Origin of the sequence: Trinickia caryophylli (assembly GCF_034424545.1) — a bacterium.
Lineage (GTDB): Bacteria > Pseudomonadota > Gammaproteobacteria > Burkholderiales > Burkholderiaceae > Trinickia > Trinickia caryophylli.
Genome location: NZ_CP139970.1, coordinates 3,851,020 through 3,875,230 on the forward strand (window position 1 = coordinate 3,851,020; position 24,211 = coordinate 3,875,230).

Here is a 24,211-nt window from a genome sequence, read left to right on the forward strand (position 1 = left end):
CGTCCTTTGACCAAGATCTTTGTTTACGAGTATCTCACCGGCGGCGGTATCGACCCCGAACTGGCAACAGACGGCAGCCTTGCCGACCTCAGCGCGCTGATGGGCGATGGCCGCATCATGCGCGACGCGCTCGTGTCCGAACTGCGCAAGCTCGGCGGCGTGCGCGTGAGCTTCGCGAGTTCGCGCTTCGAAGCGCTGAGCCTGCGAGACGGATCATGCTGCCCCGCGCCCGGCGAGTCGATTCCCGCATTCGTCGCCCGCGTGGCGCGCGCCCACGATTATGCGTGGGTGATCGCGCCCGAGTGCGACGATCTGCTGCTTCAACTGCACGACGCGGTGGGGCCGCAGCGCTGGCTCGGCTGCACGCGCGAGGCTATCGCGCTGGCGTCGAGCAAGCGTGCGACGGCAGCCTGTCTCGCTGCGCATGGCATCGCGGTGACCGAATCGCTCGATCCCGCCGGCGACGGCGAGCCAGGCGAAGGGCCGTGGGTCGTGAAGCCCGATGACGGCGCCGGCAGCCTCGATACGTTCGTTTTCGATTCCTACGCTGCAGCCTGCGCCGACTACGACACACGCGCGAGCGCGGGCCGCGCGCCGGTGCTGCAGGCCTGGGTCGAGGGGGAGCCGCTGAGCCTTTCGCTGATTTGCCGCGAGGATGGCGTCGAGCTCGTCAGCGTCAATCGGCAGCGGATCAGCTTCGTCGAGCGCCATGCACCGGGTGCGCACATGCGCATCGTCGAATGGGGCGGCGTGGCGGTCGATCAGATCGATCTCGGCAGCGTGCGCGCACAGACGCTCGCCTCGCTCGCGCGGCGCACGGCGGCCGCGCTGCCCGGGCTGCGCGGCTTCATCGGCATCGACCTCATCTGGCATCCCCGGCGCGGTCCAGTCATCGTCGAAATCAATCCGCGGCTCACGACGGCTTATGCGCATCTCGCCACCTCGAGCGGCGGGCGCCTTACGCGCGCGCTTCTGGCGGCGCACGGCGTGCCGTTCGCCGAAGAACGCTCGCCGCGCATCGCGTCGGCCTGGGGGCGGCCCGAGCGTGGAGTGCAGCTGTGAGCGCCGCCTGGCTGGGCACCTCGAGCGGGCCGCTGACGTTCGGTTGGGATGTGGGCGGTGCGCACCTGAAAGTCTGCGTCGCGGATGCGGCGGGCTGCGTGCTCGACGTCGGGCAGTGGGCCTGCCCGCTGTGGGAAGGGCTTCATCATCTGCGCAGCGCGATCGATCTCGTCTTTGCCCGCTGGCCTGCCGCGCTCTCCGACGATGCGCACCATGCGGTCACGATGACGGGCGAAATGGTGGACCTCTTCCCGAGCCGCGAGGAAGGCGTCTGCATGCTTGCCGATGCGCTTGCCGAGCGATTGGGGCGCCGCCTGTCGTTTTTCGCGGGCGCACAGGGCTGGGTCGAGGCCGGGCAGTGCGCCGAACGCTGGCGCAGCGTAGCCTCGGCGAACTGGCTCGCGACCGCGAGCTGGGTCGCTGCGCACCGGGGCGACGCGGTGCTCGTCGATATCGGCAGCACGACGACCGACATCGTGCCGATCGCCGGTGCACGCGTGTGTGCGCGTGGCGCCGACGATGCCGGGCGGCTCGCGACGGGCGAGCTCGTCTATCAGGGCGTCGTGCGCACGCCGTTGTGCGCGCTCGCATCGCGCATCGAGTTTGGCGGCGTGCAGGTGAACGTGATGAACGAATGGTTCGCGACGACAGCCGATGTCTATCGGCTGACGGGCGAACTCGATGCTGCCTGCGACCTCCATCCGAGCGCCGACCGTGGCCCGAAGACCGAAGCGGCGAGCCGCGTCCGTCTCGCACGCATGATCGGGCGCGACGCGAACGAAGCGACAGCCGATGACTGGCATCGCTTCGCGATGGCGTGGCGTGCGCGGCAGCTCGAGGAGGTAGCCGAAAATCTCGCGCGCGTCGAAGCAGCCGTGGGCCGATCGGGCCGATCGGGCGGATGGGCCCGATCGGGGGGCCCGCCGCTCGTGGGTGCCGGTTGCGGCCGTTTTCTCGTGGCCGGGCTGGCGCGCGATCTGGGCCGCGAATACATCGATTTCGCCGATCTGGTGAAAGCGCCGAATGCCTGCGGCGACTGGGCCTCCACCTGCGCGCCAAGCGTGGCCGTGGCGCTCATTGCCGGCCAGCGGCGGGTGTCGATCGGGCGGGCCGCATGAGGGCCGCCGCGCACGTCGCCATGTCAGGCAAGGCAGGGCAGGCAGGGAAGGGAACACGTAGTCAACGGATGCGAGGATAACGGTCATGTGGGTGGTCAAGATCGGGGGAAGCCTGAGCCACGACCCGGCGCTGCGCAAGTGGCTCATCGAGCTCGTGGAAGTAGGCGGCGGCCGCGTCGTGATCGTGCCGGGCGGGGGCGATTTCGCGGACAAGGTCCGGCAATACCAGGCCGAGTGGCGCTTCAACGATCTCGCCGCGCATAACATGTGTCTGCTCGCGATGACGCAGTATGCGCTGCTGATGCAGGGGCTCGTGCCCGAACTCGTGCTGGCCTCGAGCGAGGCCAAAATCCGCCGCGCGTTGCGCGACGGCCGCGTGGCGGTGTGGGTGCCGACCGCGCTCATGCGCGATGCGCCCGATCCGATGAGCAACTGGGAAACGACGTCGGACAGCCTCGCCGCGTGGCTCTCGACGATGCTCAACGCCGAGCGGTTGACGCTCGTGAAGTCCTGCCCGATCGATCCTGCCGAGCCGCTCGAATCGCTCGCGGCAGCCGAGGTCGTCGACCGGCGCTTTCTGAGCTACGTTGCCGACGCGAACTACGTGGTGGAAGTCTTCAACAAGGACAACATCGACGGGATGCGCGACCGCCTGCCGGACGCGCGTGCCCCATGGGCCGCCGATCAACCCGGCGGCACGCTTTAGGACGGACAGGCTTCGATAGAAGAAACGGCGACGCGCCGGCGCTCAGGTCCTTGCGACAGGCTGCCTGAGCGCATCGAGGGCACCGTCGGCACCGTCGGCGCCGGCGCCCGCGCTCGTGTGCAGCGCCTCGGCCCATTGCGCGACGCGCGCGGGATCCAGCGCCGAGCCGCGTCCATCCACGCACAGCGCACCGCGAAAGCCTGCGATATCGGGCGCCAGCGCGCGGATCTGGGCGAGTTGCGCCCAACCGAGCGAGCCCGCGATGCCGCACATCGTTCCCTGCTTGCGAGCGCGGGCAAGACAGCGATCGAGCGTGGCCGCGTCTACGTGATCGAAGAGCGTGCGCCCGTCTTTGCCGGCCGTATCGAACATCAGCCCGACGAAGCCGAGCGACGCGGCATGCTCGACGAGTTCCGCATCGAGCCCGGTATCGCAGAGCAGGACCGGTACCACGGCCGCGGGCAGGCTCGCCAGTGCGTCGAGGCAGCGGCGCGCCTGCGGCCCCGGTGTGATCCCGACCTTCACGTAATCGACGCCGGTGCCGGCCACGTCGATGGTGCGTGCGACGATCTCGTCGACGTCGCAGCTTTCCACATCGCCGATCGTCGCGCTGATCGGCTTGACGGGATACTGCGCACGCAGCGCGGAGGCGATGCGCCCGATCTGGCTCACGGGCAGGGCGCCGAGCGCGCCCGTGCGCGGCTCCTTGAGGTCGATCAGTTCGGCGCCGGCCTGTGCGGCGGCAAACGCCTCTTGTTCCGAGCGAACGCTCGCAAGCAATGCGGTCATACCGTTTCTCCGAAAAGATCTTGAGGGGATTTCACCGCGGCGCGCGTGCGCCGTACGAAAAAGAGTCGTGGGTACGTGGCTCAGTGCGGCACGCGCGGTGTGTTCCACTCGTTCGCGCCGGCCGGCGTGCTCGCGCGATGGCGGGCAATGGCGGCGACGAGCCAGCCCCATGCCGTGCGTTCGTGCTCGCCGGCCGTCTTGTCGATGGCGATCTGCAGGTAGCTCATCTCGCGATCGACCTTCTCGGTCGACAGCATGAAGAGGCGGCTCACGAGCACAGAGCCTTCGATCACCGCAGCCTGCGCGCGGTTGAAGCCCATGAACGGTGCGTGCTGTTCCTGATGAACGGGCCGCAGGTAAAGCACGGGTCGTTCGGCGTCGTCGTCGATGCGTTCGAGTTCGAGCTCGGTGTGCGCGAGCGATTCGGCCAGCCGCGCGCATGCCACCCGCGTGGCGGCCACGGTGGGCCACTCGGTGGCGCAACGTGTCACACAGCCGGCGAACACGCGCACGTCGGCCGTGAAATTCAGCACGGCCGCACGCGTCGCGACGATGTTATCGAGCGTGACGGACGGCCGGAAAGGGGAAAGAACGGCGAAGCCGCCCTCGTAGCGCACGCCCATCGGAGCGATGTGCGGCCGGCCGTCGCTGGAGGTTGTGGTAACGATCGTCTCGAAGATCATGGCGGTCATCAATCACAGTGCCGATCGGCCGGCCGGGTTTTCACGAAGGGACAGCTCAATTCCGAAGCAGGGGCCGCATGACGCGGCCCACGCCGGCTTATCGAGTCGCGATGTACATCGTGATTTCGAAGCCGAAACGCATGTCGGAATAGCTAGGTGTCGTCCATTGCATCGAAAGTCCCTCCATACAGTGTTTCGAGAAGTTGCCGTGGGCGCCGGCACCATACCGGACGTCCGAGCGGCGGCCCGGTTCACGCAAGCTTCGTGCCCGGCGCAATCCGGAATCGGACAGCGCACACCTGGCGGACGGCATTCGCCACAGCGGCACTTGCGAATCAGTATGACAGCTGGTTCGCTCGGATGCACGCCTCGCAAACACCAATAAAGGCAACGACGAGGACGGTGCGGCGCGCCTCGCGAAACGTGCTTCCGCAGGGGTGGCATCACTGTCGCGAAATCGCAGCAAAGTGTGCCATCGCATGCGCGCCGACCACGTTCGTCTGTCACTGCCCAGGCGTCGATTCGCTTCGCGGGCATCGTCATCATGAGCGAACGCATCGTTTTCGACATACGTCGATTTCGCAATCGAGCTTCACGATCCGCAATCGATAATGCATCGCTTAATTCCTGGGAATGAAATCGTGATTTCCCAATGGCTTCGAGCTTGCCTAGAGTGCGAATCAAGCGCTTCGCTTCCAGACACTGCAAAGCGCGCTCTCGTCAAACTCGAGGACACGTCATGAACGATTTCAGCAAGGCCGCCGTCGAGCCGGCACGCACCCCGCGCGAACGCTATACCGCCGGCGTGCTGAAGTACCGCGAAATGGGCTATTGGCAACCCGACTATACGCCGAAGGATACGGACGTCATCGCGCTCTTTCGCATCACGCCGCAAGCAGGCGTCGAACCCGAGGAGGCCGCGGCGGCCGTGGCAGGCGAATCGTCGACGGCGACGTGGACCGTCGTGTGGACGGACCGCCTCACCGCATGCGACATGTATCGTGCAAAAGCCTATCGCATCGATAGAGTGCCTTCATCGCCCGACAGCGAGCCGCAGTACTTCGCCTATATCGCTTACGAGCTCGATCTGTTCGAGGAGGGCTCGGTTGCGAACCTGACGGCCTCGATCATCGGCAACGTGTTCGGCTTCAAGCCCTTGAAGGCTTTGCGTCTCGAAGACATGCGCATTCCGGTGGCCTATCTGAAGACGTTTCAGGGCCCGCCCACCGGGATCATCGTCGAGCGCGAGCGTCTGGACAAATACGGCCGGCCGCTGCTTGGCGCCACCGTGAAGCCGAAGCTCGGGCTGTCGGGCAAGAACTATGGCCGCGTCGTATACGAAGGCCTCAAGGGAGGGCTCGATTTCCTGAAGGACGACGAGAACATCAATTCGCAGCCGTTCATGCACTGGCGCGACCGCTTTCTCTTCGCGATGGAAGCCGTCAACCGCGCGCAGGCCGAAACGGGCGAAGTGAAGGGCCACTACCTGAACGTGACGGCCGGCACGATCGAAGACATGTACGAACGCGCCGAATTCGCGAAAGAGCTGGGCTCGTGCATCGTGATGATCGACCTCGTGATCGGCTGGACCGCGATCCAATCGATGTCGAAATGGGCCCGTCGCAACGACATGGTCCTGCATTTGCATCGTGCAGGCCATGGCACCTATACGCGGCAGCGCAATCACGGCATTTCGTTTCGCGTGATCGCCAAGTGGCTGCGCATGGCGGGCGTCGATCACGCTCACGCGGGCACGGCGGTGGGCAAGCTCGAGGGCGATCCGCTCGCAGTGCAAGGCTATTACAACGTGTGTCGGGAATCGCACAACGAGGTCGATCTGTCACGCGGGCTCTTTTTCGAGCAGCCGTGGGCCGGGCTGCGCAAGGTGATGCCGGTCGCTTCGGGCGGCATTCACGCGGGGCAGATGCACCAGTTGCTCGATCTGTTCGGCGACGATTGCGTGCTGCAGTTCGGCGGCGGCACGATCGGCCACCCGGCCGGGATACAGGCCGGGGCGATCGCGAACCGCGTGGCGCTCGAAGCGATGGTGAAGGCTCGCAACGAGGGCCGCGACATCGTGAACGAGGGACCAGACGTGCTCGAGGCCGCCGCGCGGTCTTGCACGCCGCTCAAGCAGGCGCTCGATGTGTGGAAGGACGTCACGTTCAACTACGCATCGACCGATACGCCCGACTTCGCGGCGACGCCGAGCGTCGCAGCCTGACGTACACGCCGCGCCGCGATGCGCGGCGGCCGATGAAGCGCCGCGGCCCGCATGCGCGGGAGGCGGCAACCCGATAAACGGTGCCCGCCGAAGGCGGGAGCGAGAGCGATGCGCAAGCACCGCCGGGGCGCCCGTGTTCGTCGTTCGGTTCGGAAGGATAGGGCGGGCACCGGGGCATCAACCATAGAGAGGTTTTGTCATGCGAATCACGCAAGGGACGTTTTCTTTTCTGCCGGAGCTGACCGACGAGGAAATCGGTCTGCAAATCGACTATGCGCTGCAGCAGGGCTGGGCCTGTTCGGTCGAATTCACGGACGACCCCCATCCGCGCAACACGTACTGGGAAATGTGGGGCCTGCCGATGTTCGATTTGCGCGACGCCGCCGGCATTCTGCAGGAGGTGCGTGCCTGCCGCACGACGTATCCCAACCATTACATCAAGGTCAACGCATTCGATTCGGCGCGCGGCTTCGAAACCATGCGGCTCTCGTTCATCGTCAACCGTCCCGCGCACGAGCCGGGATTCAAGCTTACACGCACGGACGACAAGGGCCGCATGCAGCGCTACAGCATGACGAGCTACGCGAGCAACGCGCCCGCAGGCGAGCGTTACGGCGCAAAGGGTTGAGCGAAGACGCCGCTGCGCGCGATGGCGCGCGGCGGCGCGAACCGAACGGAGGATTTCGATGACTGACCTTGCCACGCTGTCACCGCCCGAGACCGCTGCCGATGCCGCGCATCGCGCATCGCCGGCTCCCGAGGCGCCGCCGCGCGCGCAAAGCGTCGACCTGGCGGGACTCTATCGCGACTCCGGCATCGCCGACGTGCTCGACGAGCTCGATCGCGACCTCGTCGGCCTCGTGCCGGTCAAGACGCGCATTCGCGAGATCGCGGCGCTGCTCATCGTCGAGCGGGCCCGCTCGCAGCTCGATCTCGCGAGCGGGGCGCCCACGCTGCACATGTGCTTCTCGGGCAACCCCGGCACGGGCAAGACGACGGTGGCGTTGCGCATGGCCGAGGTGCTGCACCGGCTCGGCTATATCCGCCGCAATCACCTCGTGTCGGTCACGCGCGACGACCTCGTCGGCCAGTACATCGGGCATACGGCGCCGAAAACGCGCGACGTGCTCAAGCGCGCGATGGGCGGCGTGCTCTTCATCGACGAGGCGTATTACCTCTATCGCCCCGAGAACGAGCGCGACTACGGCCAGGAGGCCATCGAAATCCTGCTGCAGACGATGGAGAACCAGCGTGACGATCTGGTCGTGATCCTGGCTGGATACGCGTCGCGCATGGAGACTTTTTTTCAGAGCAACCCCGGATTCCGCTCGCGGATCGCGCATCACATCGAATTTCCCGATTACGAGGAGCCCGAGCTCGTCGTAATCGCCGAGCGGATGCTCGGGGCGATGCACTACGAGTTCGACGACGGCGCGCGCGAGGCGTTTGCCGAATACGTCGCGCGCCGCACGCGCCAGCCGAATTTCGCCAATGCGCGTTCCGTGCGCAACGCGCTCGATCGCGCGCGGCTGCGCCAGGCGCGGCGGATTTTCGCCGCCGCGCTGGCGAGCGGCGCCCCGGTATCGACCGACGCGTTGAAGCGCATCGGCGCGGAGGACATTCGTGCGAGCCGCGTCTTCGGCGACGGCGAGCAGGCGGACGACGAAGCGGACCAACAAGCAGGCGGAGCGGGCGGGGCCGAGCGGCCGGCGCACGCCGGAACGTCGCCGCCGGGAAGAATTTAGACGAGACTCAGGAGAGCGCCATGCAGGACGGACGTACGACCCTATCGAAGTTTCTGATCGACACACTGGACCGGCAGCCGTCGCCGGTCGCGGCCGCCGGGCTTTCGGCGCTCTTGATCGACGTCGCCGCGGCGATCAAGACCATCTCTTCCGCGCTCACACGGGGTGCGCTCGGCGGTAATTACGGCTCTGCGCAATCGGTCAACACGCACGGCGAAGAGCAGAAGAAACTCGATATTGCAACCAACGAGATCTTCGTACAGCACTGCGAGTGGGACGGCCTGCTCGCGGCGATGGTCTCCGAGGAAATGGAGACTGTCTATGCGATCCCATCCGAGTACCCGCGCGGCGAATATCTGCTCGCGTTCGATCCGCTCGACGGCTCGTCGAACATCGACATCAACGGTGTGGTCGGCTCCATTTTCTCGGTCCTGCGCTGCAAGGAGGGCAAGGGCGACGAAGCGGCTTTCCTGCGGCCGGGCCATGAGCAGGTTGCGGCCGGGTATGCCATCTACGGACCGTCGACGATGCTGGTTCTCTCCGTGGGCAACGGCACGCACGGCTTCACGCTCGAGCGCGACGTCGGCAACTTCGTCCTTACTCATTCGGATATCCGCATTCCGGAGGACACGAGCGAATTCGCGATCAACGCGTCGAACGAGCGATTCTGGGAGGCACCGGTCCGGCGCTACGTTCAGGAGTGCAAGGATGGCCGCACCGGTTGCCGCGGGCGCGATTTCAACATGCGCTGGATCGCGTCGATGGTCGCGGAAGTGCATCGCATCCTGATGCGCGGCGGCGTATTCATGTACCCGCGCGACTTCAAGACGCCGAACATGCCGGGCCGCCTGCGCCTGCTTTACGAGGCGAACCCGATGAGTTTTCTGATCGAACAGGCCGGCGGGGCCGCGAGCACGGGGCGCGAGCGGCTGCTCGACGTGGTGCCGGGCACGCTGCACGAGCGCGTGCCCGTGATTCTCGGCTCGCGTGTCGAGGTGGAGCGCATCGGGCGCTACCACCGCGAGTTCGATCGTGGCGAAGACAAGCCGTTCACTTCGCCGCTCTTTCAGCCGCGCTCGCTCTTTCTGCCCGAAGCGCCGGTTTGACGGTACGCGCGAGAACGCATCGATCAGATCACTATCAGGAGACTCCACGCATGTCCGTCAAGCATCCGATCATCGCCGTGACCGGCTCGAGCGGCGCCGGCACGACGACCGTCATGAAGAGCTTTACCCATATCTTTCGACGGGAGCACATCAACGCGCAGGTCGTCGAAGGCGACGCGTTTCACCGCTACGACCGCGCCGGCATGCGCGAGGCGATGGCCCGGCACGAGCGCGACGGCTTTCGAAACTTCAGCCATTTCGGTCCCGAGGCCAATCTGCTCGCGGAACTCGAGGGGTTGTTCGCGAGCTACGCCGAAAGCGGCGCGGGCCGTTATCGACATTACGTTCACGACGAAGGCGAGTCGAAGCTCTACGGCCAGGAGGCCGGCACCTTCACGCCCTGGAAAGACGTGGATGCCGAGAGCGATCTGCTTTTCTACGAGGGGCTGCACGGCGCGGCCGTGACCGACGAGGTCGACATTGCGCGTCATGCGGATCTGCTCGTGGGCGTCGTGCCGACCATCAACCTCGAGTGGATCCAAAAGCTGCATCGCGACCAGACGATGCGCGGCTACTCGCACGAGGCCGTGGTCGATACGATCCTGCGTCGCATGCCCGACTACGTGAACTACATCTGTCCGCAGTTCTCGCGCACGCATGTGAACTTCCAGCGCGTGCCGACCGTGGATACGTCGAATCCGTTCATCGCGCGCGAGATCCCGCAGCCCGACGAGAGCTTCGTCGTGATCCGCTTCGCGCGGCCGAAGGGCATCGACTTCCAGTATCTGCTGACGATGCTGCACGACTCTTTCATGTCGCGGCCGAACGTGATCGTCGTGCCGGGCGGAAAAATGGGGCTGGCGATGCAGCTCATCTTCACGCCGATGATTCTTCAATTGATGGACCGGCGCGCGCGTGCCTGAGCCGGCACCGCGCGCCCCATGGGAGGCATGCTCATGAATGCCGCAGCTGAACCGTCCGTGTCTTCGTCGTCCGCAACCGCGCGCATGGCCAATGCGCTGCGCATGCTCGCCATCGACGCCGTGCAGCAGGCGAACTCGGGCCACCCGGGCATGCCGCTCGGCATGGCCGAGATCGCCGTTGCGCTGTGGGACCGACATCTGAAGCACAACCCGCGCAATCCGCACTGGCCCGATCGAGACCGCTTCGTACTCTCGAACGGTCATGGATCGATGTTGCTCTATGCCCTCCTGCATCTGACGGGCTATGAGTTGCCCATCGACGAACTGCAGCGTTTTCGGCAACTGCACGCCAAGACGCCGGGGCATCCCGAAGTGGGCGTTACACCCGGTGTCGAGACGACGACGGGGCCACTCGGTCAGGGGCTCGCGAATGCAGTCGGCATGGCGCTGGCCGAGGCGCTGCTCGCGCGTGAGTTCAATCGGCCCGGGCACCGCATCGTCGATCACCGCACGTACGCTTTCGTCGGCGATGGCTGTCTGATGGAAGGCATCTCGCAGGAGGCGATTTCGCTGGCGGGCACGCTGCGGCTCGAGAAGCTCGCCGTGCTCTACGACGACAACGGGATATCGATCGACGGCCATGTCGAGGGGTGGTTCGCCGACGATACGCCGGGGCGGTTTGCCGCGTGCGGCTGGCACGTGGTGCGCGACGTGGACGGCCATGACGTCGAGGCCGTCGACCGCGCGATTGCCGAAGCGCGCGGTGCCGGGCGGCCGACGCTCATCTGCTGCAGGACCGTGATCGGCCGTGGCGCACCGACCAAGGCCGGCACACATGACGTGCACGGCGCGCCGCTCGGTGCGGCCGAGATCGCGGCCACGCGCGCGGCGCTCGGCTGGTCGCATCCGCCGTTCGCCGTGCCGCAGGACGTGCATGCGCTGTGGGACGCGACGGTGCGCGGCGCGCAGGCCGAAGCGCAATGGACGCAGCAGTTTGCCGCCTATCGCGAGCAGTATCCGCGCGAGGCGGCCGAGTTCGAGCGGCGTACGCGCGGCGCGCTGCCCGAGAGCTGGGAGGCGGCGCGACGCATGATGGTCCATACGGCCAACGATGCCGCGCAGTCGATCGCCACGCGCAAGGCTTCGCAACTCGCGATCGAAGCGCTTGCGGCGAGCCTGCCGGAGTTGCTCGGCGGCTCGGCCGATCTCACGGGCTCGAACCTCACGAACTGGTCTTCGGCGAAAACCGTGCGCGTGGATGCCTCGGGCCTGCAGGGCGGCAACTATCTGCATTACGGCGTGCGCGAATTCGGCATGTGCGCGGTCATGAACGGCGTGGCGCTTCATCGCGGCTATCTGCCGTTCGGCGGTACGTTCCTCACGTTCTCGGACTATGCGCGCAACGCGCTGCGCATGGCCGCGCTGATGAAAACGCGCACGGTCTTCGTCTTCACGCACGATTCGATCGGCCTGGGCGAAGACGGTCCGACCCACCAGCCGATCGAGCACGCCGCAAGCCTGCGGCTCGTTCCCGGCCTCGATGTCTGGCGCCCCTGCGATACCGTGGAGACGGTTCAGGCGTGGGCCAGCGCGGTCGAGCGGGCGGGCCCGTCGTGCCTGCTGCTGAGCCGGCAGAACCTGCCGTTCGTCGCGCGCGGCGCGGCGCAGATCGAAGCGATCGCGCAAGGTGGCTACGTGTTGCGCGACTGGCCGCAGAGCGATGCCGCAAGGCAGAGCGCGCAGGTGAGGCGCGTCGTGCTGATCGCGACGGGCTCCGAAGTCGCGCTCGCACTCGCCGCACTCGAGCCGCTCGCCCGCGAGGGCGTCGCCGCGCGCGTCGTGTCGATGCCTTCGACGACGGTCTTCGATCGCCAGAGCGCCGCCTATCGCGATGCGGTGCTTCCGCCGGGCGTGCCGCGTGTGGCGGTGGAGGCGGGCGTGACGGGATTCTGGCGCCAGTACGTCGGGCTCGAGGGGGCCGTGGTCGGCATCGACACGTTCGGCGAATCGGCGCCGGCCGGCGCGCTCTTCGCGCACTTCGGGCTGACGGCACAGGCCGTGGCCGACGCGGCGTGCCGCGTCGCCGCCCCGTGAGACAAAAACAGCGAAGCACAGACGGTTTCGAATCGGAAGGAGTCCACCATGGCATTCATCGCTTTGCGTCAACTGCTGGACCACGCCGCCGAACACGGCTACGGCGTGCCCGCGTTCAACATCAACAACATGGAGCAGATCCACGCGATCATGGAGGCGGCCGAGGCCACGTCGAGCCCCGTCATCCTGCAGGCGTCCGCCGGCGCACGCAAGTATGCGGGCGAGCCCTATCTGCGCCATCTCGTGCTGGCCGCGCTCGAAGCGCATCCCGACATCCCCGTCGTGCTGCACCAGGATCATGGCGCGAGTCCATCGGTCTGCCAGCAGGCGATCCGCTCGGGATTCACGTCGGTCATGATGGACGGTTCGCTGATGCCCGATCAGAAGACGCCGGCCAGCTACGAGTACAACGTCGAGGTCAGCCGCCGCGTCGCGGATGCGGCGCATGCGGTCGGCGTATCGGTGGAGGGCGAACTCGGGTGCCTGGGCTCGCTCGAGACCGGGCAGGCAGGCGAGGAGGACGGCGTGGGTGCGCAAGGCACGCTCTCGCACGATGCGCTGCTGACCGACCCCGATGAAGCGCGCGCGTTCGTCGAGGCCACGGGCGTCGATGCGCTCGCGATCGCGATCGGCACCTCGCACGGCGCCTACAAGTTCACGCGCGAGCCGACCGGCGACATTCTCGCGATCGATCGCATCGCTCGGATTCACGAGCGCATTCCGAATACGCACCTCGTCATGCACGGCTCGTCGTCGGTGCCGCAGGCGTGGCTCGAGGTGATCCGCGAGTACGGCGGCGAGATACCGACCACCTACGGCGTGCCGGTGGAGGAGATCCGGCGCGGCATCGCGCACGGCGTGCGCAAGGTCAACATCGATACCGATATCCGGCTCGCGATGACGGGCGCGATGCGCAAGACGTTTGCCGAGGCGCGGTCCGAATTCGATCCGCGCCGTGCGCTGAAGGCGGCCACAGCCGCTGCGAAGAGCGTTTGCGTCGAGCGCTTCGAGGCATTCGGCTGCGCGGGCCAGGGCGCGCGCATCAAGCCGCTGCCGCTCGAGGCGATGGCCCGGCGCTATCACTGACTGCTTGCCGCGGCGTGACGTCCCGCGTTTCCGGTACCGGGCGGCCCGGATGCGCTGGACTGCCGCGGCGGCAGCCCCACGGGGGCGAACGACTCATGCGCGCGAGGTGCGGCGACCGGCTGCCTGCCGCGGCGTCAAGCCTTTCGATTCGGCAAACGGGCGGCCCGAATCGAAGGCTGCCGCGGCGGCAGCTTTGTCCCCGGATGGCTCGACGGGCTGCTGCGCGCTGTTGCAAGTCAATTCGAATCGGCCCGGCACGCTCGCTTATTCTTTCTGAGCCTTCATCGTGGTGCCCGGCGCGCAATAAGCGCCGAGATCTTCCTCGGGCTGGTCGAGCGCGCATCCCCAATCGAGCGCCTGGTCCTGGTTGAAGCGCTTGCCGAGCTGCCAGGCGATCTCGGCGCGCGCAAGCTGCACGCCCATGTAGAACGCGTGGCCCGCATCGTCGCCGAACGAAAGACGCGGGTAGAGCGCGAATGGATCGGTCTCGCGCCAATGTCCGTCGCGGTTATAGACGTGCAGGCCGTCTTCGGCCACCTGCACCCGAAAATTCGGGTCGCGCACGCCGCGCGCGAACTCGTCGATTTCGTCGCGGCTATAAGGAAACGGCCGTTTGTCGTGCACGGTCGCGAGCGCGCCGCCCATGCCTTTGGGCAGCACCTTCGCCTCCCGCGCCGCATGCATGACGCGCCGCGCGACATCGGCTTCGCGCACCGCGCGCCGCGCATGCAGGCTCACCGACGTGGTCAGGATCGCCGCGACGCGCAGCTCGGCCGCGAGCCCGAGCAGCACCGCGTTGATGCCGCTCGTATCGGCCTCGGTCAGCTCGGTGACGTTGCCGACGCCCATCATGATCGGTGCATCCGGGTAGCGCTCGCGCAACGCAACGTAACGTGCGATCGAGGTGGCAAGGCCGAACGGGATCGGATCGAGAATCGGATCGGCGAGATAGGCGCGCCCGCGTGCGCTCATCGCGTCGATCGCGGCGTCGAGCGACGCCGTATCGCCCGGCTCGCGCGCGACGAGGATCGGCGTGGCCGCCACTTCGTCGGCGATCCAGAGCGTATCGACGTTCAGGCTCATCAGATAATCGGCGCCTGCGCGCCCACCGCGCAGCAGCTCCTCGCTGCGCATCGAATCGACGCTGACGCGAAATCCGTCGGCCTTCAATGCCGCGACGGCATCCTCGAGATGGGGAAAGGGCGTTTCGGGCAGGCAGCCGACATCGATGACATCGGCACCCTGCGCCGCATAGACCTTCGCGCGCGCGACGATTCCGTCGACGCCGAGCCGCGGCGCGTCCACGATCTCGGCGAAGATCGCCGTGTCGTAGCGCGACAGATCGACGGGCCGGGCCTCGCGCCCGAAAAACTGCGGCAGGTCCTTGACTTCCTCGGGGCCGCGTTCGATTCGGATGCCGTAATGCGCGCTCAACGCCTCGAGATCGCCGCGGCAGCGGCCCGGCACTATCACGCGCTGGGCCGCGATGGGCGCGGGCAGTCGCCTGCGGATCATGTCGGCCGTCATCAGCGCGGCCACCTGCAGGCCGAGTTCGCGGATTTCCCAGGTGAACGGCGTGGGCGCCATGCCGTCGAGCACGCGCTTGAGGCTCGGCTCGGCAAGGCGCCCGGTCAGGAAGAGGATATGGTCCATGCGAGGTCGAGCGTGGCGAGCCGTTCGTCGAGCGCCGTCTTCAGTTCATCGAGCGAGGTGACGAGCGTCGTGTGCTCGAAGCGCGCGAGGCGCGCGACGTTGTCGAGCTCGATCGCGCGCGGCTTCAGTTCGACCCATTCGTTCGGGCTTTGCGTGACGACGGTCGGCTCCGTATCGCACGCGTAGACGATGCCTGGAATGCACTGTTTGCCGGCCTGTGCATACATGTTCGTGGGCAGGGTATCGGAGATGCCGAACGCGCACTTGGCAACGGTGTTGCTCGTGGCCGGCGCGATGACGACCGTGTGATAGAGGCCGTGATAGAGCATGCCGACGGGTACGCCGCTCGCGCTGTTGTCGCGAATCACGCGGAAATGCTGCCGCAGCCGCGCGATCGGCCAGCCGTAAAGCGGCAGCACTTCCTCGCCGGCGCGCGAGAGGAAGAGGTCGGTGCGCGGCAGTTGCAAGGCGAGCGCGAGCGATTCCTCAAGCATGTGACCCGAGCCGGTCACGCACCAGGCGAAACGTGCATCAGGTTTGAAGTCGGTGAGTTGGCGAACGGGCTCTCGGGTCATGCGTTCAAGGTCGGAGGGCAGCCGTCGTGCGACAGCCGGATATGCAGGCGATGCATCTTGCGGTAGAGCGTGTTGCGGCTGATGCCGAGCGCCTTGGCCACGTTGCTGACGTTCCATCGGTACTCGTCCAGCATCGAGAGCACCGTTTCGCGCTCGTTGAGCTGGATCGCGTTGAGCGAAGAGATGTCGGCGTCCTCGGTCAGGTGCGGCATGCCCGGCGCCGATTCGATGCGTGCCGGGGCCTCGGGCTGCTGCGCCGCGACCGGCTGGCCCTGCAGTACTTCGGGGGGCAGGTGCGCGAGCTGGATCGGCTGGCCGTCGGAAAGCGCGACCGCCATCTGCAGGACGTGGCGCAACTGGCGGATGTTGCCGGGCCAATGATAGCCGAGCAGCGCGCGTTGCGCGTCGGGCGTGAGCTCGGGCGGCTCGTCGGTTTCGGTTTCGAGCAGATGATGGATGAGCGGCAGCTTGTCCACGCGTTCGGCGAGCGGCGGCAGATTGATCTCGATGCCCTTCAGGCGGTAGTAGAGATCCTCGCGGAACTGGCCGCTCTGCACGAGTTCGAGCAGATTGCGGTGGCTCGCGCTGATGAGCTGGAAATCGACCTTGACCGTCGTCTCCGCGCCGAGCGGCGTCACTTCGTGCTCCTCGATCACGCGCAGCAGGCGCGCCTGGAGCGCGAGCGGCATGTCGCCGATTTCGTCCAGAAAGAGCGTGCCGCCGTTGGCCTGCACGATCTTGCCGCGCCGGCCCTCGCGCTGGGCGCCGGTGAATGCGCCCGCCCGGTAGCCGAAAAGCTCGCTTTCGATCAGGTTCTCGGGCAGCGACGCGCAGTTCACCGGGACGAACGGGCCGTTGGCGAGCGGGCTGATGCTGTGCAGCGCTTGCGCGAACACTTCCTTGCCTGTGCCGGTCTGGCCGCGCAGGACGATCGGGATCTTGCGCTGGATCACCCGCGCCGCGAGCTGGATCTGCGAAGCCATGCGCGGATCGCCGAATTCCAGGTGCGCGATCTTGTCGAGGCGGCTGGCCGCGGGGCTCGCCTCGCGCCCACCGCGCCGCGTGGCCGCGGGCTCGGGTGTCGGGATGCGCGTCGTGCTTGCCGTACGTGTGGCGCTCGCGTTTTGCGGGGTTTGCGCAACCAGGAAGAAACGGTTCGTGCCGTTCGCGCTGTAGACCGTGATCGGATGGAACGAGCCGCGGATGCTGCGCGCGATCATGTCCTCGATCGACGCGTTGAACGCTTCGTCGATGCGTTTGCCGCGCAGCTCGTCGAGCGTGCGGTGGCCGAGCTGGAACGCCGCGCTGCGGTTCGCGGCGAGGATCGTGCCTTCGTCGTCGACGGCGAGCTTGCCGCCGTGCAGCGTGCCGACGAATTCCGGGCGGCTGTGAAACTGGATCATGTTGACGTGCCGATAACGCGCGCTCAGCAGACGGTTCTCGATCATCTGGCGCGACATGCCCACGAGCACGAGCGAATGCTGCTGCAGCAGGCGTGAGCGGCTCGTCACGTCGAGCACGCCCGCTATCTCGCCGCGATCGTCGAAGATCGGTGCGGCGGAGCAGGTGAGCGACGTGTAGCGCGCATAGAAATGCTCGTGCTGGCACACGGCGATGCAGTCGCGCTCGGCGATGCAGGTGCCCATGCCGTTCGTGCCCGCCTCGCGTTCGCTCCAGAGCGCGCCGATGCGAAAGCCGTCGGCGGCCACCGCCTCGGCGAACGGCGCGGAGGAGACCTGATGGACGATCACGCCTGCGGCATCGACGAGCACGACGGCCAGCTCCGGGTCTGCGAGCTGTTGATAGAGCGTCGTCATTTCGAGCTTCGCGCAGGCGATCAGGTCGCTCACGGCCTCGCGCCGCGCGTCGAGTTCATAGTCGGTCAGCACGGGCGGGGTGACGAAGCGGCCCGGGTCCAGCTTGAAATCGTTCAGGCAACGTGCCCACGATTGAGTCACGGGCTCGCTCATCGGGTGAGACGGCAGGTGGTGATTGACGACGTTGAACACTTCACGGACATGCGAGGTGGCGTCGGCGAGCAATGACATGGGGTTGTCTCCATCGGCACCGACTCGCGCGGCCTGCTTGCGGCCGGCGCGGTCAGGCGCTCCGTTTCACGTTGTCCCCTGACGCCGCGGTTTCTTCTGTCCGCGTGCGCGACGACTGTTTTCGGGTTTCCATATCACCGGATACAACATTGTTGGCCCCGGCGTGCAAAAACTCTACCCTCGATGGCGCCCGTGTTCAATAAGAAGTCGCATCAGGTACGGATGACCGCGCCCGCTTCTTGCTTTACTGATACGAGCCGTCGCTGGCCGGTCGGCCGCCCCGGTCAATGTTGCAGCGGCGGTACACGTTGTCGCGCACGACCGCGCACTGTCTTCATTTATACGATATTTGCCGCATGCCGGTGGAGCAGCAATTATGGACCGCATCGATTCGACCCGCCTTTCGAGCACGACTTCCGAGCCCGAGCCTCGCTACGGCGGAGCGCCCGCTGAGCAATCCGCTGCCGCGGATGCGCTCGATATCGTTTTCATCGAGGATTTCGTGGGCGAGACGGTGATCGGCATCGATCGCAGCGAACTCGATACGCCGCAGCCCGTGCGGATGAACATCGCGATCGGCCTGCCGTCGTTGCATGCCTGCACGACCGATCGCATCGAGGACACGATCAACTACGCTGCCGTGCGCGAAGCGCTGCATGCGCTTCTCGCCTCGCACGGCGTGCAATTGCTCGAGGCGCTCGCGGAGCAGGTGGCCCAACTCGTTCTCCGGGATTTCGGTGCGCACTGGGTGCGCGTCTCGCTCGCGAAGCCGGCAAAGTTCGACGACGTGCGCGCCGTGGGCGTCGTGATCGAGCGGCGGCGCGGTGCGCGGCGGCGCGACGAGCCGATTTGGGCTTCGCTCGGCGCGGGGCTCGTGCCGAAGCGGCCGAACTGACGAACCGGCCGAACCAGCCGAACCGACGAACCGGGAGAGAGCCGACACCGGTAAGGTGCCGGATAGCCGGCCGCCAGCGCGCCCGCGCGCTATTGCGCAGGGGTCACTTCGCGGCGGTTACGTCGCCGGTGAGCCCGCAGGCACGGTACGCGCTCGCTTGCAACGTACGGAATGCCTTCGTCTGCTTCTTCGCGTGATCGACGCGGAACTCCGCGCCGCCTTCGCCGCCCAGCGACGCGTACCGGGCGAACGTCGACTGATCGACGAATTCGTCATAGGGTAGCGCCGCCGCCATCTTGTCGATGACGCACGAGCATTTGTAGACGTTGGCAAAATCGTGACCGTTGTCGTCCATGCACGTGAGCACATACTCGACGCGGCCTTGCGTGGGGTAGTCGTAGCCCGTATGCGAGGCGGGTGACGGCGTGCCGCCGCCTGCGGCCCAGCTCTGGGCCGCCCAGACGAGGCAGGCGCCGGCCAACGTCGCGCGACGTGTCTTGATCATACGTGTGCCTCTTTCGAACGTCTCCTGCCCACCTACGATACGCCGCTTCGCATTCGCGCGCATCCGGGCGGTTGTGCTGCCGCGCGGCTCTCGCGAGCCGCGCAGGTCGAATGCCGCCTGATCAGTTCGGGGCGAACGGGTGGGCGACGGCTGCCTTCTTCTCGACGACCTCGGCTGCGGTCGGCGTGCCCGCGACCGCGCGCTGGATTGCTTCGCGCGTCGCCTTGTAGTTGTATTCCTGGATCTTCTTGTCGTCGTCGGCCAGCCAGTGGATGAACACGCCCACGCAGACGAAGATGTCGTCGGCTTCGTCCTTCGGGATCGTGCCGTCCTCGACGCTGTCCGCCACGGCCATCGCAACGCCGTGCTGAGCCGGGCCGAACATCTGCACGGCCTGTTTCGCGCCCTTGATCGTGACCTTGTTGAACATCACCGTATTCGGCTTGGTCGCCAGGTTCGGCGCGACCACCGCGAGCAGCGTCGTGAAACCGTCCTTGTTGTTGGTGAGCGCGTTGCAGAAGGCGGTCTCGGCGGCCGAGCCGCGCGGCCCGAGGATGAGGTCGATGTGCGCAACCTCGTTGCCGTCCCCGACGAGCGATTCACCTACCATGACGCGGTTGATCTTGGCCATGCTGTTCCTCCGATTGGGTGGATATGGAGTTTCTGATTGGCGCCCTCGAGCGATGCGTGCGGCGCGCCACTCACGCGAGGGCGCATGCTGGGCGCGCGCTTGGACAAGCGATGCACGGTGGCCCTACCTAACAGGTTTCATGCCAGTCACGCGGTGCGCTCCGGCGAGGCGGTCCGTGCGCCCGACAGGGCGAGCGCGACGAAGAGTGTCGCGACCGTGAGGTCCGCGCTGGTACCGGGGTTCAGTCCGCGCGCCTTGAGTTCGGCGTCCCATCCGGCGAGCAACTCGCCGGCTCGCGCGGGCTCGCCGCGGGCCATCAGATCCCGCCAGAGGCGCTGGTATCGGCACGCCTCGCCCGTGACACTCTGCGCCACGGCCAGGCCGTGCTTGCGCACAATGTGCGAATCGGGCCAGCCGGCGAGGAACGTCAGGAACACGTCGAGTGTGGCGTGCCCGGGCGCCTCGCCGGGGCCGGCCGCGCAGGCGGCTGCGAGGCCCGCGCCGAAGATGTCGGCGAAACCGTTCGCGTACTGGCGGGCGATGCTGTCGCGCTCGGCGGCGAGCGCCATCGCCGCACGCAGGCCCACGCTCGGCGGCGCATGCACCGATTGTTCGGGCGCGTCGCCGAGTCCGCCCGGGTTGGCGAGCGCAATGGCGCGATAGGCCGAGCGCGCATCGTCGAGGTCGAGCCGCGCAAGCACGGCTTCCGTGGCGGCGTGCCAGCCTTGTGCATCGGGCTGGGCGGCCAGGGTATCGAGCGCGGCGGCCAGCGGCGCAACGAGCAGCACGATGCCGAGATTCGTGTTGCAACCCACGGCCGCGCGCGTGCGTTCCACCGCGCCGAGCACGCGCGCGCCAACCGGCGCGCCGCGGCAAAAAAGCGGTGCCTCCGCTGCGCGGGCCGACTCGATGAACTGGGCTGCCACCATACCGTGCCCCGCGCTGCGCTCGCTGACGTTGCCGGGTTTGGCGACGGCCACGTCGAGCCGGCAGGCCGCGAGAAAAGCTTCGCGCGCGAACGCCGGGGCGCGATCGCGGAGTTCGTCGATGGCCTCAGGCATGGCGCGGGGCCAGCTCGACGACGTGTGCGCCGCGTGCGCCGGCGAGCTTGCGCTCGAGGAGGTCGTCCACGAGCGCTGCGGCGATATCCACCGGGGTGACCGACTGCAGGCCCCGCCAGGCGGCCACGCCGTTGACTTCGAGTACGAGCGGCCGGTTTTCGTCGCCGGCATCGGCGATCAGGTCCACGCCGGCGTAGTCGAGATCGAGCGCCCGGGCCGCGCGCAGCGCGGTTTGCGCGAGCGCCGGCGCGAGCTCGGCCCCCTCGCAGCGCGCACCCTGCGCGAAGTTGTGGATCCAGCCGTTGCCGCCCACGCGGCGCATCGCGGCCACCGCGCGCGCCCCGATCACGAGCACGCGCCAGTCGAAGCCGGGTGCGCCGCTTTCGACGTAGCGCTGCAGGTAGGCGACATGACGGTAGGCACCGAGCGGCGGCAAGGTGGTGGCGTGGAGCGGCTCGGATTCGTCGGCCGGCGTTTCGGCGGTTGGCGATGCGCAACGCGCTGCGGCGGCCGGTGAGGCGGCAACGCGCGGGCGGGCGGCGCCGAGCCGCAGCAGGCCATGGCCTTGGGAGCCGAAAAGCGGCTTGAGCACGAGCGCGCGGCCGGCCGCGGCTTCGCGCATCAACAGCCGCTGAGCGAAGGCCGTCGATTCGCCGGCCCACGCCGCCGGCGTCGGCACGCCGTGGCGATGGAGCAAAAAGCTCGTCATCGATTTGTCGACGCTGCGCTCGATCGCGCGTGCGTCGTTGTACACGGGCACGCCGAGTTCGCGCAGTGCGTGAAGGATGCCGAGCCGCAGCGTCACCTGTTCGAACGTGCCGCCCGCGATGCCGCGCACGAACACGGCATCGGGCAGCGCATGGCCGAAGCCGGGGATGACGAGGCCGTGCGGCGCCCACGTCGTGTCGATGCGGCAATCGGCAAGATCGACGCAGCGCGCATCCGCGCCGCGCGCGCGAAAGGCTTTCTTGAGCCGGCCGGTATGCCACCCGGTCTCGTCGGTCATGATCGCGATGCGCAGCCCGCGGTCGGCCGCGCCCGCATCGATGGAGCAGGACGGGGGCATCGTCATTCGGTCCGGTCCGCAGCGGCGTTCCAGTGGCGTTGCAGCACCGCGTACTCGAGGCTGCCGCCATGCCATGTCTTGCCGCTTTCGAGGCTGCTGACCCACACTTGCGCCGGTGCGAAGAGCGCCGCGTCGATCTGATAGAAGTCGTAGTTGAACGACGCGAAGATTTCGGCAAACGGGCGGCCGTAGTCGCGCGAGTTCGAGGCCGGCAACTCGGCGGCGAGCCGCTTTGCGGCCGCGTCGTGGCGCACCGTCAGATGCACGCGCCCGCCATAGAGAATCGCGTCGTTCGTGCGGCCCATCGCTTCGATGCCGTCGGGGGCCGGGGGCGGCAGCGGGGCGCAGCCCGCGCCCGCCACGATCTCCCCGAGATCGACGCCGAGCACGTGCGTTTTATGCAGGGCCACTTCGACCACGCGCGCGATCACCTGGACCGTGCCCGCAATCGAATGCGTAGGCGTGACGGCGATCGTGAGCTGCCCGGGCGCTAGCGCGCAATCGCCGAGCACCTTGTCGATCACGACCTGCGGCGGCATGCGGTCGACTTCGAGCACGAGCGCGCCGCGCGTATGCCGGTCGCGATAGCCGAGTTCGTCGAAAAGCGGTTCCTTGCCGGCGAGCGCGCGCGCGGGCCCGGAGCCGAGCGAGAAGAACTTCTTGCCGCCGGTTTGCTCCTTCGTCGCCGCGAGGCTCCAGCCCGCGTACTGGCTCGCGAGGCACGCGAGCACGGGCGACGAGGTTTGCACGTCGATCATCGTCGGCCAGAGCGGCTCGGCTTCGACGCTCGTGCGGACCGCCACGCGCCCGAGCCCGCCCATGCAGATGCGCGCGATGAGCACGCCCGCTTCGAGGCCGCCGGGCGCGTCGATGCCGGCATCGACGAGCACCGTGCCGCCGTCCGTGCGCGTCGCCGCTACACCGAGACGGGCGGCATCGTCGACGAGCCGCTGGACGAGACGCTCGCTGAGCGCATTGACGCTGAGGGGCGCGGCGGCCCCGGCTTCAGGCGGAGTAGGCGACAAAGGCATGATTGGGGGGCTCGTAAAGGGTTTCGGTCCGCTGCAGCACCGCCGCGCGCTGGTGTTCGAGCGCCTGGCGGACCGCTGCGGGCGTGCGTGCCGATGCAACGATCGTGCAAAGCGGCTCGTGCGCGCCGATGCGCGTGCCGGGCATCGGCACGTCGCGGCACGCGGGGTCGGCGAGGCAGGCGTCGCTGAGTGCCTGCGTGCAGACGAGCGCGCTCGGCGCGAAGACGACTTGCTGGCCGACGCAGGTCGAAGGCGGGCCTTCGTCGATGCCGGTCTCGCCGGGCAGGCGACCGTGGCGGCACGCGTCGAGGTGCCACGCGAGCAGGCCGAGCGGCCAGCGCTGCGGCCAGGCGGCTTCGTAAAGTGCCATCGTGGCGGACGGGCGCGCGTTGATCTCGAGTACCGAGATGTCACCGTCGTCGTTCAGCAGAAAATCGAAGCTGTTCAGGCCCACGAGCGCCGTCTCGCGGCAAATCCGGGCGATCGCATCGCACACGCGTGCGGCGCACGCCGCCGGCAGCGCGACCGGGCCGATGGCGCCCGTGTACAGATACGGCAGGGTGCCGGCGGCCGTGCTCGATTGCTCGGCGAAACCGATCACGCGGGCTTTGCCGCGCGCGGCCAGAAAGAGCGCCGAGCAGGCGCGGCCCTGCGCCTCGCGCTGAAAGTAGCCGCGGCCGATATCGCCATCGCGGGCCTCGCCGGCACGTACGATGTGCGTGCCGCCGCAGCCGTCGGCGCGCTTGAACAGCCATCCGGGGCCGGGCGGGCGCGCGAACGAAACGGCGGGGTGCGCGATGCCGAGCGCGTCGAGCAGTGCAAAGAAGCGGTGCGGGTCGCGCACGGCGGCCGCGGGTGCGCGATTGCCGATGAGCGGCGGCAGCCCGCGTGCCTCGGCGAGTTCGTCGACGAATGGCTCCGTCCCGCTGCCGGCGATCCATCCGATCATGCGCGGCAGCCGCGCAAGACGGCGCAGCGCGTCCGCCACGCGGGCGCGATCGATCGACAGGCCGGGGCCGGCCACGTCGAACCAGATGGACGAGGCTGCGCGCGTGTCGCGGTCGCCGAACGCATCGAGCGCGGCGACGCGCAAGCCAGCCTGAGCGGCCGAGCGGGCGAGCATGCGGGCGGAGAGCCCGGCCACCGCGACGAGCGGCGCGGTGCATGAAGGAGTGAGCGGTGCCATGGCAATCGGCGTCATTCAACGAGG

At 67.6% G+C, this 24,211-nt stretch carries 23 protein-coding genes; 11 read left to right on the forward strand and 12 right to left on the reverse strand.

Annotated elements, in window-relative coordinates:
• The first annotated feature begins 6 nt into the window (after nucleotides 1–6).
• The 3 genes from U0034_RS17435 to U0034_RS17445 all read left to right on the forward strand — a co-directional run bounded on the left by U0034_RS17435 (nucleotide 7) and on the right by U0034_RS17445 (nucleotide 2,886).
• On the forward strand, nucleotides 7–1,062 hold the full coding sequence (locus tag U0034_RS17435) for an ATP-grasp domain-containing protein (protein WP_085227171.1): 1,056 nt from the start codon (nucleotides 7–9) through the stop codon (nucleotides 1,060–1,062).
• Nucleotides 1,059–2,180 (forward strand): hydantoinase/oxoprolinase family protein, encoded by a 1,122-nt coding sequence (locus U0034_RS17440; protein ID WP_085227172.1) that lies wholly within the window; start codon nucleotides 1,059–1,061, stop codon nucleotides 2,178–2,180. Before U0034_RS17435 ends, U0034_RS17440 begins: the two co-directional genes overlap by 4 nt.
• Nucleotides 2,181–2,265: 85 nt before the next feature.
• Nucleotides 2,266–2,886, forward strand: a complete 621-nt coding sequence (locus U0034_RS17445) for an amino acid kinase family protein (protein WP_085227173.1) — start codon at nucleotides 2,266–2,268, stop codon at nucleotides 2,884–2,886.
• Nucleotides 2,887–2,928: 42 nt separating this feature from the next.
• Here the strand turns inward: U0034_RS17445 and U0034_RS17450 are convergent, their stop codons facing one another.
• The 3 genes from U0034_RS17450 to pqqA form a co-directional block, all read right to left on the reverse strand.
• Nucleotides 2,929–3,675, reverse strand: coding sequence for a (5-formylfuran-3-yl)methyl phosphate synthase (locus U0034_RS17450; protein ID WP_085227174.1), 747 nt, complete (start codon nucleotides 3,673–3,675; stop codon nucleotides 2,929–2,931).
• 80 nt (nucleotides 3,676–3,755) lie between these two features.
• Nucleotides 3,756–4,358 (reverse strand): DUF447 domain-containing protein, encoded by a 603-nt coding sequence (locus U0034_RS17455; RefSeq protein ID WP_085227269.1) that lies wholly within the window; start codon nucleotides 4,356–4,358, stop codon nucleotides 3,756–3,758.
• Between the two features lie 97 nt (nucleotides 4,359–4,455).
• Nucleotides 4,456–4,530, reverse strand: coding sequence for a pyrroloquinoline quinone precursor peptide PqqA (gene pqqA, locus U0034_RS17460; protein ID WP_035468154.1), 75 nt, complete (start codon nucleotides 4,528–4,530; stop codon nucleotides 4,456–4,458).
• 567 nt (nucleotides 4,531–5,097) lie between these two features.
• Between pqqA and U0034_RS17465 the strand changes: the two genes are divergently transcribed.
• From U0034_RS17465 to fba, 7 genes are all read left to right on the forward strand, one after another.
• The gene (locus tag U0034_RS17465; RefSeq protein WP_085227175.1) at nucleotides 5,098–6,582 is read left to right on the forward strand and encodes a form I ribulose bisphosphate carboxylase large subunit; all 1,485 of its coding nucleotides are present in this window, start codon (nucleotides 5,098–5,100) and stop codon (nucleotides 6,580–6,582) included.
• Nucleotides 6,583–6,781: 199 nt separating this feature from the next.
• Nucleotides 6,782–7,210: a ribulose bisphosphate carboxylase small subunit gene (locus U0034_RS17470; RefSeq protein WP_085227176.1), complete on the forward strand. Its 429-nt coding sequence runs from the start codon at nucleotides 6,782–6,784 to the stop codon at nucleotides 7,208–7,210.
• 58 nt (nucleotides 7,211–7,268) lie between these two features.
• Nucleotides 7,269–8,327, forward strand: coding sequence for a CbbX protein (gene cbbX / locus U0034_RS17475; RefSeq protein WP_386092078.1), 1,059 nt, complete (start codon nucleotides 7,269–7,271; stop codon nucleotides 8,325–8,327).
• Between the two features lie 20 nt (nucleotides 8,328–8,347).
• The gene (locus U0034_RS17480; RefSeq protein ID WP_085227177.1) at nucleotides 8,348–9,433 is read left to right on the forward strand and encodes a class 1 fructose-bisphosphatase; all 1,086 of its coding nucleotides are present in this window, start codon (nucleotides 8,348–8,350) and stop codon (nucleotides 9,431–9,433) included.
• Nucleotides 9,434–9,483: 50 nt separating this feature from the next.
• Nucleotides 9,484–10,356 (forward strand): phosphoribulokinase, encoded by an 873-nt coding sequence (locus U0034_RS17485; protein ID WP_085227178.1) that lies wholly within the window; start codon nucleotides 9,484–9,486, stop codon nucleotides 10,354–10,356.
• A 33-nt stretch (nucleotides 10,357–10,389) separates the two neighbouring features.
• The gene (gene tkt, locus U0034_RS17490; protein WP_085227271.1) at nucleotides 10,390–12,450 is read left to right on the forward strand and encodes a transketolase; all 2,061 of its coding nucleotides are present in this window, start codon (nucleotides 10,390–10,392) and stop codon (nucleotides 12,448–12,450) included.
• Nucleotides 12,451–12,498: 48 nt separating this feature from the next.
• Nucleotides 12,499–13,536 (forward strand): class II fructose-bisphosphate aldolase, encoded by a 1,038-nt coding sequence (fba, locus tag U0034_RS17495; protein ID WP_085227179.1) that lies wholly within the window; start codon nucleotides 12,499–12,501, stop codon nucleotides 13,534–13,536.
• Nucleotides 13,537–13,800: 264 nt separating this feature from the next.
• Here fba and U0034_RS17500 read toward each other — a convergent pair whose 3' ends face one another.
• From U0034_RS17500 to U0034_RS17510, 3 genes are read right to left on the reverse strand one after another with little or no spacing between them, the layout of a single operon-like run.
• On the reverse strand, nucleotides 13,801–15,189 hold the full coding sequence (locus U0034_RS17500; RefSeq protein WP_085227180.1) for a DUF6513 domain-containing protein: 1,389 nt from the start codon (nucleotides 15,187–15,189) through the stop codon (nucleotides 13,801–13,803).
• Nucleotides 15,168–15,764 (reverse strand): flavoprotein, encoded by a 597-nt coding sequence (locus tag U0034_RS17505; protein ID WP_085227181.1) that lies wholly within the window; start codon nucleotides 15,762–15,764, stop codon nucleotides 15,168–15,170. Before U0034_RS17505 ends, U0034_RS17500 begins: the two co-directional genes overlap by 22 nt.
• Nucleotides 15,761–17,812 carry a sigma-54-dependent Fis family transcriptional regulator gene (locus U0034_RS17510; protein ID WP_085227182.1) on the reverse strand — a complete coding sequence of 684 codons (2,052 nt, stop codon included), beginning with the start codon at nucleotides 17,810–17,812 and terminating at the stop codon, nucleotides 15,761–15,763. The genes U0034_RS17505 and U0034_RS17510 overlap by 4 nt, the downstream gene beginning before the upstream one ends.
• A 376-nt stretch (nucleotides 17,813–18,188) precedes the next feature.
• Here U0034_RS17510 and U0034_RS17515 point away from each other — a divergent pair, with 376 nt between their 5' ends.
• On the forward strand, nucleotides 18,189–18,707 hold the full coding sequence (locus tag U0034_RS17515; RefSeq protein ID WP_085227183.1) for a dihydroneopterin aldolase: 519 nt from the start codon (nucleotides 18,189–18,191) through the stop codon (nucleotides 18,705–18,707).
• Nucleotides 18,708–18,810: 103 nt separating this feature from the next.
• Here the strand turns inward: U0034_RS17515 and U0034_RS17520 are convergent, their stop codons facing one another.
• From U0034_RS17520 to U0034_RS17545, 6 genes are all read right to left on the reverse strand, one after another.
• Nucleotides 18,811–19,212 carry a hypothetical protein gene (locus U0034_RS17520; RefSeq protein ID WP_085227184.1) on the reverse strand — a complete coding sequence of 134 codons (402 nt, stop codon included), beginning with the start codon at nucleotides 19,210–19,212 and terminating at the stop codon, nucleotides 18,811–18,813.
• A 121-nt stretch (nucleotides 19,213–19,333) separates the two neighbouring features.
• On the reverse strand, nucleotides 19,334–19,843 hold the full coding sequence (gene fae / locus U0034_RS17525; RefSeq protein WP_085227185.1) for a formaldehyde-activating enzyme: 510 nt from the start codon (nucleotides 19,841–19,843) through the stop codon (nucleotides 19,334–19,336).
• Nucleotides 19,844–19,989: 146 nt separating this feature from the next.
• Nucleotides 19,990–20,904, reverse strand: coding sequence for a triphosphoribosyl-dephospho-CoA synthase (locus tag U0034_RS17530; protein WP_085227186.1), 915 nt, complete (start codon nucleotides 20,902–20,904; stop codon nucleotides 19,990–19,992).
• Nucleotides 20,897–21,970 carry an ATP-grasp domain-containing protein gene (locus tag U0034_RS17535; protein ID WP_386092250.1) on the reverse strand — a complete coding sequence of 358 codons (1,074 nt, stop codon included), beginning with the start codon at nucleotides 21,968–21,970 and terminating at the stop codon, nucleotides 20,897–20,899. Before U0034_RS17535 ends, U0034_RS17530 begins: the two co-directional genes overlap by 8 nt.
• 2 nt (nucleotides 21,971–21,972) lie before the next feature.
• Nucleotides 21,973–23,001, reverse strand: a complete 1,029-nt coding sequence (gene mch / locus U0034_RS17540; protein WP_085227188.1) for a methenyltetrahydromethanopterin cyclohydrolase — start codon at nucleotides 22,999–23,001, stop codon at nucleotides 21,973–21,975.
• Nucleotides 22,976–24,187 carry an ATP-grasp domain-containing protein gene (locus U0034_RS17545; protein WP_085227272.1) on the reverse strand — a complete coding sequence of 404 codons (1,212 nt, stop codon included), beginning with the start codon at nucleotides 24,185–24,187 and terminating at the stop codon, nucleotides 22,976–22,978. Before U0034_RS17545 ends, mch begins: the two co-directional genes overlap by 26 nt.
• Between the last annotated feature and the right edge of the window lie 24 nt (nucleotides 24,188–24,211).

Coding starts and splice junctions, on each gene's coding strand:
- U0034_RS17445 (WP_085227173.1), top strand. CDS start 2,266: ATGTGGGTGGTCAAGATCGGGGGAAGCCTGAGCCACGACCCGGCGCTG.
- U0034_RS17450 (WP_085227174.1), bottom strand. CDS start 3,675: ATGACCGCATTGCTTGCGAGCGTTCGCTCGGAACAAGAGGCGTTTGCC.
- U0034_RS17455 (WP_085227269.1), bottom strand. CDS start 4,358: ATGATCTTCGAGACGATCGTTACCACAACCTCCAGCGACGGCCGGCCG.
- U0034_RS17465 (WP_085227175.1), top strand. CDS start 5,098: ATGAACGATTTCAGCAAGGCCGCCGTCGAGCCGGCACGCACCCCGCGC.
- U0034_RS17470 (WP_085227176.1), top strand. CDS start 6,782: ATGCGAATCACGCAAGGGACGTTTTCTTTTCTGCCGGAGCTGACCGAC.
- cbbX (WP_386092078.1), top strand. CDS start 7,269: ATGACTGACCTTGCCACGCTGTCACCGCCCGAGACCGCTGCCGATGCC.
- U0034_RS17480 (WP_085227177.1), top strand. CDS start 8,348: ATGCAGGACGGACGTACGACCCTATCGAAGTTTCTGATCGACACACTG.
- U0034_RS17485 (WP_085227178.1), top strand. CDS start 9,484: ATGTCCGTCAAGCATCCGATCATCGCCGTGACCGGCTCGAGCGGCGCC.
- tkt (WP_085227271.1), top strand. CDS start 10,390: ATGAATGCCGCAGCTGAACCGTCCGTGTCTTCGTCGTCCGCAACCGCG.
- fba (WP_085227179.1), top strand. CDS start 12,499: ATGGCATTCATCGCTTTGCGTCAACTGCTGGACCACGCCGCCGAACAC.
- U0034_RS17500 (WP_085227180.1), bottom strand. CDS start 15,189: ATGGACCATATCCTCTTCCTGACCGGGCGCCTTGCCGAGCCGAGCCTC.
- U0034_RS17505 (WP_085227181.1), bottom strand. CDS start 15,764: ATGACCCGAGAGCCCGTTCGCCAACTCACCGACTTCAAACCTGATGCA.
- U0034_RS17510 (WP_085227182.1), bottom strand. CDS start 17,812: ATGTCATTGCTCGCCGACGCCACCTCGCATGTCCGTGAAGTGTTCAAC.
- U0034_RS17515 (WP_085227183.1), top strand. CDS start 18,189: ATGGACCGCATCGATTCGACCCGCCTTTCGAGCACGACTTCCGAGCCC.
- U0034_RS17520 (WP_085227184.1), bottom strand. CDS start 19,212: ATGATCAAGACACGTCGCGCGACGTTGGCCGGCGCCTGCCTCGTCTGG.
- fae (WP_085227185.1), bottom strand. CDS start 19,843: ATGGCCAAGATCAACCGCGTCATGGTAGGTGAATCGCTCGTCGGGGAC.
- U0034_RS17530 (WP_085227186.1), bottom strand. CDS start 20,904: ATGCCTGAGGCCATCGACGAACTCCGCGATCGCGCCCCGGCGTTCGCG.
- U0034_RS17535 (WP_386092250.1), bottom strand. CDS start 21,970: ATGCCCCCGTCCTGCTCCATCGATGCGGGCGCGGCCGACCGCGGGCTG.
- mch (WP_085227188.1), bottom strand. CDS start 23,001: ATGCCTTTGTCGCCTACTCCGCCTGAAGCCGGGGCCGCCGCGCCCCTC.
- U0034_RS17545 (WP_085227272.1), bottom strand. CDS start 24,187: ATGGCACCGCTCACTCCTTCATGCACCGCGCCGCTCGTCGCGGTGGCC.